Here is an 11,707-nt window from a genome sequence, read left to right as displayed (position 1 = left end):
CCCACAGATCATCAGGCACAAGATCATCCGACACCCGCAGAACTCTGCCGCCCACCAGCCCAACTGCCAAGCCCCTGAACCAACTCATTCTGAAATGATCAGTTAGAACTCCTGCACGAAGTACGGCTCGACGGTCATCCAGCCGTTGCCCCGGGCGCCGTAGCGGGTCCCGTTGTCGCTCTGGGCCAGGGTGTACCAGGAGTCGACGTAGTCCGGGTCGTCCGTCCACCAGTCGTCCGGGATGGCATCCAGGACCGCGTTCACCAGCGGGATGTAGGTGCCTTGGTCGGCGATGGTGAGCAGCGCGGTGGCGATCGCCCGGGCGAGGTCGCGGTAGTTGGTACTGCCGTCTTCCTCCATCATCACGGCGTCGGCCAGGTTGTACTTGTAGTACGACCAGTTGACGAGGATCTGGTTGGGCCGGTAGGTCGTGCCGTCGTTGTCCAGGTACGGCATGTCGACCGGGTCGACGCGGACCTTGCCGTCCTGGCCGAATCCGGTGACGAGAGTGTAGATCTCGGCGTCGCCCTTGGCCCACGGTTCCTCGTCGTCCGAGAGTCGGACCGCGGAGATACGCGTGGTCCAGAAGCCCCCGGTGGCCGCCAGTGTCCGCGAGCGGTCCGTGGGGGAGGCCTGCTCCGCGGCCGGCGCGGCCGAGTGCACGCCGTAGCGCGCGAGTTCCTCGTTCAGGACGTCCAGACCGGCGGCCAGCGCCTTGGAACCGTCGATGTCGACGACGTACACGGGGTGCGCGGGCGCCTTGCGGGCGTCGAGTGTGTGGGTCCGGCCCCGGTTGTCGTAGGCGGTGACGGTCGCGGTGTCCTCGTCCGAGGTGGCCGCGGCCACCCATGGCGTGGCCCCGGCGGCGAGCGCGGGACGCATGGACGCGTCCCCGAGGCGCAGCCGGAGCAGCGAGCCGACCTCGGCGTCCAGGCCCTTCGCGGTGGCGATCCGACGGTCGGCCGCGGCGAGGGTGGGCTTCAGGGTGGCGCCGGCCTGACCGGCCAGGGCGGTGACGTCCACCTCGTCGGAAGTGAGCGCCGCCTTTCGGACGCGGGCACCCCAGGCGGAGTCGGTGAGCGAGCCGGCTATCGCCCGCGCGGCGTGGTCCTCCGCCGCAAGAACTGCGGATGTGGGGGTGGGGGCCATCGGAGCCGCCGTGGCCGGTAGGGCGCTCAGGGTCTGGCCGACGCACAGGGCGACGAGCGACGCCGCGACGGCACCGAGGCCGCGCCGAAGGGAGTGACGGGGTCTCACGTGGATCGATCCTCCTGGGACGAGTGGTCGATGGCTCACTGTCAGGTGGAGCACGTGGAGCGGATCTATGCGGGTAGACACCCAGGACAAGCATGACCGTGACATGACACTCAGGCAAGAGGGAGACCGCCGCACAGTGGTGAACTTCTGTGAACTTCCCCGGCGCCGTCCGGAAGACTTCCTGTGCGGCAGTCCGGACGGCCGGAAGGCGTGCGTACGGTGTCGGGAGCCGCCCCACCGCAGGGCCGCCCACCGACAGGGCCTCCACTCCAGGAGGCGCACGCGCATCCCGCGCCGCCGTCGAAGTGCAGGACGAGCGTCCGGTCGCCGTCCACGCCCGGCACGGTGAACGCACCCGTCATCATGTGCGGCGACGCGAAGTTGCACCCCAGTCTGCCCGTCACCACGGACAATCCATCGGGCCGCGCGGAAGGCTCGGCTCTCGGTTCTCCCCGGTCGCCGAAAGATCGTCAACGTGTCTTGTGGACCGCTTCAGTGGGCTGCGACCATCCCGCCATGGACTCGCGCACAGTCGGAATACCCAACGTGGACGGCACCGTACAGGTGGCCGTTGTGATCGATGTGATGCGGGCGTTCACCACCGCCGCATGGGCTTTCCGCCGCGGGGCAGACAAGATCGTTCTCGCTGCCGACGAGGGCGAGGCACTGGCGATCAAGGCGTGTCACCCTGGCTGGCTTGCACTCAAGGATGGGGCGCCGGTCAGCGGGTTCGACCTGGTCAACTCCCCTGGCCTGATCCAGGGGGCCGACTTGGCCGGCCGTACCGTGATTCAAAAGACCACTGCGGGAACGGTTGGTGCCCTGGCGGTTGTCGAGGCTGAATTGGCGCTGTGCGCCAGTTTCGTCGTGGCCGGCGCGACGGCCCGGGCCCTGGCGGATGCCGGCGCCGAGTCGGTGACGTTCGTGGCCACCGGCGAGGACGGCCGTGCCGCCGAGGATCTGGCCTGCGCCGAGTACCTGGATCGGCTCCTGGCCGGGGATCGTCTCGACCCCGGCCCCTATCTGGACCGTGCCCGCACCTCCCCAGCCGCGGACGACCTGCGCGGCGGGCGACGCCGCGGTGCTCACCCCACCGATGTGGAGTTGTGTTTGGAGGTCGACCGGTTCGACTTCGCCATGAAGGTCGGACTCGAGGAAGGGATGGCAGTGCTGAGGCCGCTCCGGACTCGCCCCGATGCGGTGTCCGCTGTACACCGCGCACGGTGATCAATGATCCATCACCCGCCGTTGGGTGAAGAACGACCGACTCGACCACGCCGGCCACCTCCGGGCTTCGCCGCACTTCGCCACCCCCCGGAGCCGACGCCCACTACCCGCGCCGCCGCGAGATCGGCGCTGGCATGCCGCCGCCCGGCGCAACCTCTTCAACCGCATGATCGGCCAGCTCTACCACTGCCTCCGGCAGCGCCGGCGCCATGACGAGACCGCCCCCGCTCGAAGCCGCAGAATCAGCGGCTGCATGGATCACAGCTGGCCGGGTCGCCCTCACTCAGGGGTGACCAGTCCGCGCTCGCGCAGCTGCGGCAGGCAGACCTCCAGGCAGGCTTCCGCTGAGGCGGCATCAGTACGCACGAGCAGGTCCTCGTGGAACGGAACACCGCTCGCGACGAAGGTCCATGGCCTCACTCCGTCACGCATGCGTTCCGCATCCGCCTTGAACAGCACCGTGACGCCCTGCTCGGCCAGCGCCTCCATGACACGCACCACGTCGACCAACGTCCCACCCCACCCGTTCGAATAGGCGGGTCACGCTACCCGGGCGACCAGCGCCCCGACTTGACGGCATTGCAAGGTGGGGTGCCTAGATGGTCTATTTCTCGCATTCGGCGGCCAGGAGGTCGAGGAGGGTCTCGCGTTCGTCGGCCTTGGTCCCGGTCAGGAGGAAGGCGATGGGCAGGCCCTGAAGGGTGCACACCAGGTGCAGGCGCAGGCCCCAGTAGAAGCGGCTGTGGCTGGCGCAGTAGCCGTATTCGGCCCAGCCTGTCAGGTCGGAGCGTTTGACGGTCTCGCGGGAGCCCTTGCGCAGAGTGACCAGTTCGGCATCGCTCAGGCCGGGCGTCATGCCGACCGGCGGGCGCCACGGCGCCAGGTCGAGATGCTCCTTCAGGATGTCGTCGGTCGTCGCATAGATGCTGTCGCGAGGGTGTCCACGTCGTTCGTCACAAAACGATCTTGGACACCCTCGTTCTCGTCTCCGCAGGCACCCCTTGGACCACACCACCAGGAGGATCAGTGTCATACCCGCAACTGCTCACCCCGAGGAGAAGCTCGCCGACGCGAAGAGGCAGCTGAGCCTCCCGCGTATCGTCGTGATCTGCGGCTCCACCCGCTTCATGACCGAGATGACCGAGGCCGATCTGCGGGAGACCAAAGCCGGAAAGATTGTCGTCAAACCGGGCTGTGACATGAAGTCGCCGCACGAACTTTGGTCCGATCCTGCCGAGGCCGAGGCGCTGAAGGGTCGACTCGACGATCTGCACCGCGCGAAGATCCGGCTCGCTGATGAGGTGCTCGTAGTCGGCGACTACATCGGAGACAGCACCCGAGCCGAAATCGCCTACGCCCTCTCGCTGGGCAAGCACGTGCGGTTCACGCACCCCGAAGTCGACCCTGACGCCTGACCGCCCTCTGCCACCTCGATGACCAGGGTCGGCAGCCCGCCGCCTGACCGTCTCGCGGTGGCTTCGGCCGCCGCCCACCCCACACCCCCTGCAGGCATCCCTTGGAATTGATCATCTAGGCCAGTGCGCCGATGACGCGCTGGGTGCGGGCGGCTGTGATGTCGTGGGTGGCGCCGGGTAGAGCAGGCGAAGCCCGGATGGGGCGTCCGAAGGGGTCGGTGATCACCTGCACGTTCATGCCGTGCTTCTGGTGTGTGCCGAGGTAGAACGGGCGGTCGGCGGCGATCCGGTCGATGGGCAGCAGCGTGCCGTCGAGCATGACGAACGGCTTGGCGAAGGCGGCCGTTACGGCCTGCTCCAGGTGGGTGCGACGGCGGCCAGGTCGGTCCCAGGACATGGCGGCCGGGTGTCCGGTGAGCCGGGTGGTCCAGGGCCGCCCGGGAACAGCGGAGGCGTCCGCCATGCCCATCCATGATCGCGTTGTCAGAGCCCTGCTCTACAGTTCCCGACACTTGATCACTGCGGGTGCGGGAGGCACACATGGGGTGGGTGTCGGCCGGCGGCTACGAAGTCGCCCTCGACGACGGCAAGGTGGTGTGCCGCAACGCGGCCGGGCGACGGCTGAAATCCGTGCCGCCCAAGATCGCCGATGATCCGGCGGTGGTGGGGCTGCGGCAGCTCGTCGAGTGGCTGGAGCGGCACGAACGGGAGTGCCTGGCCCATGTGGAGCGGTGGATGGTGCGCTCGCTGCCGGTGCCGTTCGCGGTCCTGGCTCGCGTGTGGCCGGACCCGGCCTGGCAGGCCGCCCTGCGCGACCTGGTGGTCACCGGCGCGGACGGCGTGGTGGCCGGGTTCCTGCGGGACGCCGACCCCGAGCGCGGCCTCGGCCTGGTCGACCTCGACGGCGACACCGTCCGTATCAGCCCCGGCCTGGTCCGCCTGCCGCATCCCGTGCTCCTCGACGACCTGGAGGAGCTGCGGGAGTTCGCCGTCGAACTCGGCGTCGAACAGCGCGCGCAGCAGCTCTTCCGCGAGGCGTGGCACCGGCCCGCCACGCTCGACGCCGAGGCCACCTCCGTCGAGGACTACGCGGGTGGTGTCTTCAAGGAACTGCGTTTCCTGCACGGCCGGGCCACTCAGCTCGGCTACCGCGTGCGCGGGGGCCACGCCGTGTGCTCCGTGCTGGAGGACGGCCGCGGTGTCGAGGCCCGGGTGTGGGTCGGCGACTACGACGGCTACGAGGAGACGGAGACCGGGCCCCTCGTCTTCACCGACCCGGCGGGCCGGGTGCTGAAACTCGGTCAGGTCGGGGGGGTGGCCTGGTCGGAGGGCATGCGCATGGCGGCCGCGCTGTACGCCGGGCGCGACATCGAGGACGAGGAGCGTGCGGCATGACGACCTACGACGCAACGACCTACGACGGCATCGCGTACGACGAGGCCACTGCCGCCGCGCTGCTCGACGCCGGCGCCGTCCTGCCCCCGGGCACCACGGACCGGGAGGACGCCGACGCCCTCACCGTCCGCACGTACACGCACCCCGCGCTGGACGAGCGCAGGATCGTGCGGCTGGTGCCCGGCACGCTCGGCGAGGCGGAGGACCTCGCCCTGGACTTCCTCGGACTGGTCCGGGACCCGGAGACCCGCGAGGTCGGGCAGGTGCGCCGGGAGACCCTCGGCTTTCCCGCGTGGGCGCTGGTCAACGACCCGGCGAACGGGCACCACGCGCTGGCGCTGGTCAAGGACGTCGAGCGGCTCGCCCGGCAGGCCAAGTCCCGTCCCGGCACCGCGAAAGAAGGCTTCGAGGCGCTCGGCGAGCGGCTCGGCCGGGCCGTGCCGCACTTCCTGCCCACCTTCTACGAGCAGGCCGCCCGCGTCTTCCTCCAGCACGACAACACCACCTACGCGGCGGCCTTCTTCGGCAAGGCCCGCGAGGCGGAGCGGGTGCACGCGCTGAGTGTGGACGAGGAGCGGCAGCGGGCCGTTTTCCTGGAGTTCGCCTTCGCCGGGGCGCTGACGGTCAAGGCGCTCAAGGAGCACGTGAAGGCCCTCTCGGCGCGGCTGACCCCGGCCGAGGCCTGGGATCAGTTCCGGCAGCTGACCGTGGAGCGTTGCGCGGCGGGCATGCCGCCGTACGCTTCGCTGCCCCAGGACGCGCGGGCCCTGATCAAGGCCGCGGGTCTGAACCGGGTCACCGAGGAGTGCGCCCTGGTCGCAGACCTGCTCGCCTCCCCTGCGGCGGTCCGGGCCCCCGCGTCGTTCTGGAACGCCTACCGGGCGACGCTCGTCCTGCTGTCCCAGAAGCAGCCCGCCGTACGGGTCCGGCTGCTGGAGATCATGCCGGCCGGGCTGGGCCGCTCCACGGGGGACGACGAGTTCTGGCTGGCGCTGCTCGCGGAGACCGGCGCCGACCGGCTGCTGACGGGCGAGACCGATGCGGTGGAGGGGGTCGACGCGGCGGACGAGGTCGACGCGGCGGGCTGGCTCAGCCGTTGGGCAGTGCACCGCAAGCACGGCGGCACGGTCAGCGGCCGGTCACCGGCCACCCTCGCGCTCGTCGAGCGGATGGCTCCGCGGCTGCGCGCCCAGGGCCGCCCGGTGGACCTCTTCACGGGCCGCTGGCACTCCGGCGCCGACCTCGACCTGCTGGACCTGTGCGCGTCCGAGGGCGTACCGCTGACCCTGCCCGGGGCCGACGAGGACGTCCACCTCCCCGTCGACCAGTGGCTGAAGGAGACCCGGTCCGGGCGCCGGGACCTGACGGGCGTAGCGGCGGACCCGCGCTGCCGGCGCCTGCTGTACACCGCCGTGGGAACCCTGCGCGGCCACCGCTTCGGCCCGGGGCTGCTGGAGGACCTGGCCGGGCACTCCGTGCTCGCCGACGTGCTGCGCGAGTGGCTGGACGACGCGGCCGAGGAGCTGGACGCCGCGGCCGGCCTGCCCGCGGCACGCGCGGCGCTCGAGCGGCTGCGCCCGTTCCGTGCGGTCGCCGCCCGGATCAGCCCGCGGGCCGTCGCCCGGGTCGCCGCGCTCGACGTGGCGCCACTGCTCGGCCGCACGCTGCGCGCCGGCATCCCGGACGAGCTGGGCTGGCCCGCCCTCGAGGAGGCGCTGCGCCGTCTGGACGCGGAGACCCTGCGCGACCGCGACGACACCCTCGCCGTCCATGAGGCGTGGCCCGCGCTGATCCTCTCCCGTCGGCACAAGGCGATCGTCGTGGGGCCGCGGGACATCCTGCTGGAGCACGACCTGCGGTTGCCGGTGGAGCTGGACCGCTGGAGCCGTCCGTCGTTCCGTTACACCGACGGTGAGCTGCTGGTGATGTGGTGGCACGAGGGCAAGCAGTACGGGTACTGGTCGGCCCGGCCGTCCGAGGTGTTCATCCTCGGCGGCGAGAAGCTCGCGCGCTGGTACGGCAGTGGAGACGCGGGCAGGACATCCATCCCGCTGCCCGGCGGTGGCCGCGCGACCGGTGGCCGTGCGCTGCACGCGGGTGACACGGTCCTGCCGCCCGGCCGACCCGTGCTCGGGGACGGCACCTCCTACTGGCGCCAGGGCCGACAGGGACGGCAGCAGGTGTGGCTCGAGTACGACCCGACCACCGGCACGCACGGGCGTGCCTCGCTGCCCGCGTTCGTGCGGTCCGGCATCCGCGAGGGGGCCACCCTGCTCCAGCAGCACTGCGCGGTGCTGCCCCTGCAGCCGGGACTGGAGGACAGCCCGTTCGGCACGGACGGCACGGTTCTCGGCCGCTGGGTACGCACCGAGGGCGACGACGACGAGGCGCGTACCACTGTCGGTACTCCGGACGGGCGGACCGTCACCCTGCCGGCCGCACTCGGTGGCCGGACGCCGGGGGTTCCGGTCGGCGCGCTGCGGTTGCCCGGCGGTGTCGCGCCCGTCGTCGTCGCCCACCACCGGCAGGTCGCCCTGTTCGCGGAGGACGACGGCAGCGGTATGCGGGAGCTGGGCCGGCTGACGCCGCTGGAGCGCGGCGGCGAGTTCGCGGCCGGGACACGACTCGTTCCGCCGGTCGACTTCTGGCACGCACTGCGGCCGCGCGACGAGGCCGCGTCGGCGATCCTGCGGGCGCTGGGCGACGAGCAGGCGGACGAACTGCTGCGTGCCGGGGCCCAGGCGCTGGCCGAACGGCAGGCGAGGATCGCGGCGGCCGGCGGCCAGACGCACAGAGCGGCGGGCAGTCAGGCGCACACGGCGACGACAGGCCACGCCCGAACGTCCGGCAACCAAACACACCCGGCAGGGGGCACCCGAACGCACATGGCGGCCGCCGCGCGCGCGGCGATCGGGCCGTCCGGCGCGGGAAACCCCACGGGGGCCGGCGCGGACAAGCCCGTCGTTCCGACCGCCGACGAGGTTCTGCGGGAGGCGGTAGCCCGGTCCCTGCCCGGCCTCACCGAGCCCCATGTGCTCACGGGCGTCACCGCGCTCGTGCGCGCGGTGCTGCATCTGGCCGGGTCGGTCGCCACGTTCCTGGCTCCTCCGGCGGAGCGGACCAAGACCGACCGCAAGCGGGAAGAAGGCATGTTCGCCGACTACCGTCCGGAGGACGGTGACGACCAGACGCTCCGTGAGGCCGTCGCCGGTCTCGCCGAACTGTCGGGCTGGTGGGGCGGCGAGCAGCGCTGGAGCGCGCTGCGTCAGATCCGCGCCGTGAACCTCGTGCTGTCGGGTGAGCCGGCCGACGGCAAGCCGCTGCCGGAGTCCTCCCGGATCCTCGGGTCCGACGACGGGTGGCGCAGCGACGAGTTCACCGTTCCGGGCATCGGTGCGGTGTGGCCGTCCGTGCTGAACGTGCTGCGCCCACTCGCCTATCGCGCCGCCTCGCCGACCCTGACGCAGGCGCACCGACAGGCGCTGCTGCTGTTGTTCGATGCGGTCACGGAGGGGCCGCTGGCCGAGCCCGGGGGCCGGCTGCGTGAGGTCGTGCTGAGCGAGCCGCACGACAAGCAGGAGCGCGTCGGCCAGGTGCTGCGCCGCGAGGGCCGCACCGTCGTGGTCCTCGGCTGCCAGAGCGTGGACCTTCGTCTGGGGCGTGTGAACTGGCTCGCCCTGGACCACGACCCGGCCGGTGCGTTCGGGGCGGTCGCGCACTTCACGCTGGTGAGGGAGACTGCGCACCCGCCGGTCTTCCCGGCCGACGCGCTCGCCGCCGTGACCGCGCTGATCCGCGACAAGGGCCCGGCGCCCTGGCAGCCGGAAGCCGCCACCGCCCTGGCCGCCGCGACCCGGAACGGGCTGGGGACCGTGCAGGCGGCGCTGCTGCTCGCCGGGAGGCCGACGCAGCTCACCGACGAGGTGATCGCCGCGACCGGACTGAAGCCGCGCCAGAAGCAGCTCGGCGACGCGTTGCTGGCCTCACTGGGGGCCGGTGACCGGGCGGCGCTCATCGGCGCGCTGCTGCCCGAGAACCCCGGTGACCTGTGGACGGCCGGACCGGACACGGACGCGGCGGGCCGGGTGTGGGCCGAGCGGCTCGGCGGCATCGTCCGCCTGCCCGAGGACCTCGCCGAAGAACTCTCCCTGGCGGGACTGCCCACCGGTTCCGCCGAGGAGGTGCTCAACCCGGGCCGCACCCCCTGGATCAGCCGCACCACGGTCCAGCGGCCCGGCAAGGACGGTGACCTGGTGCCGGACGACGCCACGGCACTGCCCGGGCGGTACGACCTCACGCGTGCCGTGACCGCACTGGCCGGGCTCGCCTACTCCCTGCCGTACGGGCACCCGCTGCGCGCCGTCCTACCGGGCGGGTTGGCCGCGCTGCGCCGTCGCGTCGCCGACCCGGGGCTGCTGCTCGACCTCGATCTGGCGTGGGCGGAGAAGGGCACGCCGACGGCCGTGGAACTGCGCAAGGCGTACGGACTGCCCGCCTCCGGGGGTGCCGACGCGCACGGTCTGACCGCTGTGGGCGAGGCGCTGGTGCTGCGCCCCTGGTACGGCGACCAGGAGACCGTCCTGGTCCGCCCAGCAGCCCTCACAGGGGCGGACGACCCCGTGTTCGGACTGGTCGAGGGGGTCGTCGGGTCCGGGCGGGGCGAGGGCATGCGAGCCCTGCGGACGATCCTGGGCGACGACCTCGCCCGCGCTCTCGCCGTCGGCACGGCTCCGCAAGGGCCCACCGGGTACGCCCAGGATCCGGCGGTCAGCGTGCCCGACCTGGTCGCCGAGGTCGCGCAGGTCCACGCCGTCGGCGAGGACGCGGCGGCGCTCTACCTGCAGCTGCTGGCCCTGCCCGACCCGACGGACCGCAACTGTGCCCGCTGGACGGGTTGGAAGCCCGCCCGCATGAAGAGGGCCCGCACCGAACTGGCGGCCACCGGCCTGGTCGTCGAGGCGAAGCGGGCGCGCGCCGGGCGTGCCCTCTTCCTGCCGTGCGGCTGGCTCGACCTGAAGTCGCCCGCGCTGCCGGTGGAGATCTGGAAGCGGGACCTCTACCCGATCCGCGACCACTCCCGCGCGGTGCCGCTGCTGCCGGTGCCCCAGCTGTTCACGCGCGCGTGGGACCGCGTCCGCGCCGGTGACGCCCCGGCCTACGAGGAACTGACCACCCGCGCCACCCGCAAGGGCCGCCGCCGATGACCACCGTCCACCCGCACCTGGAAGATCCCGCACCGATGACGACCACCCTCTCCCCCGCCCCGGCCCGCCAGATCGTCCCGCCCGAGGACCGGTACGCGACCGAACTGGCCTTCCTCCGCGCGTACGACGACGGGCCGCGCCCGCCCGCATGGCGGCTCACCCCACGCGCGGTCGTCACGTTCGTCATGGGCAGCGACGGCCGGGCCCTGAAGCTGCCCGACGGCACCGAGGTGCCGGACGGGGTGCCGCGCCGCCTGGTCGTCGAGGACAAGTTCGTCGGCGACCGGGCGCTGGTCGAGCGGTGCGTGGTGACCCTCGCGGGGGAACGCGGTCTGCTGCTCGTCGGCGAGCCCGGCACCGCGAAGTCGATGCTGTCGGAGCTGCTGGCCGCCGCCGTGTGCGGCACCAGCGGCCTGGTCGTGCAGGGCACGGCCGGGACCACCGAGGACCAGCTCAAGTACGGCTGGAACTACGCGCTGTTGCTGGCGCAGGGCCCCACCCGGCAAGCGCTCGTGCCCTCCCCCGTCCTGACCGCCATGTCCCGGGGCGCCGTCGCCCGCGTCGAGGAGGTCACCCGCTGTCTGCCCGAAGTGCAGGACTCGCTGGTGTCGTTGCTCTCCGAACGGCGGATCGCCGTGCCTGAACTGGCGGGGACCGACGACGCCCTGGCGCACGCCGCGCCCGGCTTCAACCTCATCGCCACCGCCAACCTGCGCGACAAGGGCGTCTCCGAGATGTCCGCGGCCCTCAAGCGCCGGTTCAACTTCGAGACCGTCGGCCCCATCGGGGACCTCGACGCCGAGACAGCGCTGGTGCGCAGTCAGGCGCGGGCGTCCGTGGAGCGGGCCGGGGCGCCGTTCCAGGTCGACGACGCCGTGCTGGAGGCGCTGGTCACCGCCTTCCGGGACCTGCGCGAGGGCCGGTCGGCGGAGGGCTGGGAGGTGGAGCGGCCGTCCACGGTGATGAGCACCGCGGAAGCCGTGTCCGTCGCCGGCGCGCTCGCTCTCGCGGCGGCGTACTTCCCGGGCGACCGCGACGTGCTCGGACTGCTGCCCGGGCACCTGCTGGGCGTGGTCCACAAGGACGACCCCGCCGACGCGGCCCGGCTGCGCGGCTACTGGGACGGTCCCGTACGGCGCCGTGCCGAGCAGGGCTCCGCCACCTGGCGCACCCTGTGGGACCTGCGTACGGTCCTGGAGGGCTGACGGC

The 11,707-nt window shown here is 72.3% G+C and carries 7 protein-coding genes and 2 pseudogenes; 5 read left to right on the top strand and 4 right to left on the bottom strand.

The window, feature by feature from the left end; genetic code table 11:
* Window positions 1-102 precede the first annotated feature (102 nt).
* The gene (locus ACGFRF_RS37025) at window positions 103-1,257 is read right to left on the bottom strand and encodes a DUF3103 family protein (RefSeq protein ID WP_393747704.1); all 1,155 of its coding nucleotides are present in this window, start codon (window positions 1,255-1,257) and stop codon (window positions 103-105) included.
* A gap of 516 nt (window positions 1,258-1,773) precedes the next feature.
* On the opposite strand from ACGFRF_RS37025, the gene ACGFRF_RS37020 reads away from it, so the two are divergent.
* On the top strand, window positions 1,774-2,484 hold the full coding sequence (locus tag ACGFRF_RS37020; protein ID WP_393747702.1) for a 2-phosphosulfolactate phosphatase: 711 nt from the start codon (window positions 1,774-1,776) through the stop codon (window positions 2,482-2,484).
* 279 nt (window positions 2,485-2,763) lie between these two features.
* Here ACGFRF_RS37020 and ACGFRF_RS37015 read toward each other — a convergent pair whose 3' ends face one another.
* Together ACGFRF_RS37015 and ACGFRF_RS37010 are read right to left on the bottom strand one after the other, a co-directional pair.
* Entirely contained in the window at window positions 2,764-2,985 is a 222-nt protein-coding gene (locus ACGFRF_RS37015; RefSeq protein ID WP_393747728.1) for a hypothetical protein, read from the bottom strand.
* A 112-nt stretch (window positions 2,986-3,097) separates the two neighbouring features.
* Window positions 3,098-3,292, bottom strand: a pseudogene (locus ACGFRF_RS37010) (IS982 family transposase); the annotation flags it as partial.
* A 115-nt stretch (window positions 3,293-3,407) separates the two neighbouring features.
* On the opposite strand from ACGFRF_RS37010, the gene ACGFRF_RS37005 reads away from it, so the two are divergent.
* Window positions 3,408-3,899 carry a hypothetical protein gene (locus ACGFRF_RS37005; protein ID WP_393747700.1) on the top strand — a complete coding sequence of 164 codons (492 nt, stop codon included), beginning with the start codon at window positions 3,408-3,410 and terminating at the stop codon, window positions 3,897-3,899.
* A gap of 121 nt (window positions 3,900-4,020) precedes the next feature.
* Here the strand turns inward: ACGFRF_RS37005 and ACGFRF_RS37000 are convergent.
* A pseudogene (locus ACGFRF_RS37000) lies at window positions 4,021-4,280 on the bottom strand (transposase family protein); the annotation flags it as partial.
* 159 nt (window positions 4,281-4,439) lie between these two features.
* On the opposite strand from ACGFRF_RS37000, the gene ACGFRF_RS36995 reads away from it, so the two are divergent.
* Genes ACGFRF_RS36995 through ACGFRF_RS36985 form a run of 3 tightly spaced genes read left to right on the top strand, consistent with a single transcriptional unit; the run spans window position 4,440 to window position 11,703 of the window.
* Window positions 4,440-5,294 (top strand): DUF4132 domain-containing protein, encoded by an 855-nt coding sequence (locus ACGFRF_RS36995; protein ID WP_393747698.1) that lies wholly within the window; start codon window positions 4,440-4,442, stop codon window positions 5,292-5,294.
* Complete coding sequence (locus ACGFRF_RS36990; RefSeq protein WP_393747696.1) at window positions 5,291-10,498, top strand: hypothetical protein; 5,208 nt, start codon at window positions 5,291-5,293, stop codon at window positions 10,496-10,498. The genes ACGFRF_RS36995 and ACGFRF_RS36990 overlap by 4 nt, the downstream gene beginning before the upstream one ends.
* A 35-nt stretch (window positions 10,499-10,533) precedes the next feature.
* Window positions 10,534-11,703, top strand: coding sequence for an AAA family ATPase (locus ACGFRF_RS36985; RefSeq protein WP_393747726.1), 1,170 nt, complete (start codon window positions 10,534-10,536; stop codon window positions 11,701-11,703).
* Window positions 11,704-11,707: the final 4 nt, after the last annotated feature.

Source organism: Streptomyces sp. NPDC048521 (genome assembly GCF_043199855.1).
In the GTDB taxonomy this organism is placed as follows: Bacteria; Actinomycetota; Actinomycetes; order Streptomycetales; family Streptomycetaceae; genus Streptomyces.
Note: the sequence above shows the minus strand (reverse complement) of the source record. Positions and strands in the feature narration are given on the sequence as shown.

Bases quoted from the DNA above. Each gene is read 5' to 3' on its own strand.
- ACGFRF_RS37020 (WP_393747702.1), top strand. From the start codon at position 1,774: ATGGACTCGCGCACAGTCGGAATACCCAACGTGGACGGCACCGTACAG.
- ACGFRF_RS37005 (WP_393747700.1), top strand. From the start codon at position 3,408: ATGCTGTCGCGAGGGTGTCCACGTCGTTCGTCACAAAACGATCTTGGA.
- ACGFRF_RS36995 (WP_393747698.1), top strand. From the start codon at position 4,440: ATGGGGTGGGTGTCGGCCGGCGGCTACGAAGTCGCCCTCGACGACGGC.
- ACGFRF_RS36990 (WP_393747696.1), top strand. From the start codon at position 5,291: ATGACGACCTACGACGCAACGACCTACGACGGCATCGCGTACGACGAG.
- ACGFRF_RS36985 (WP_393747726.1), top strand. From the start codon at position 10,534: ATGACGACCACCCTCTCCCCCGCCCCGGCCCGCCAGATCGTCCCGCCC.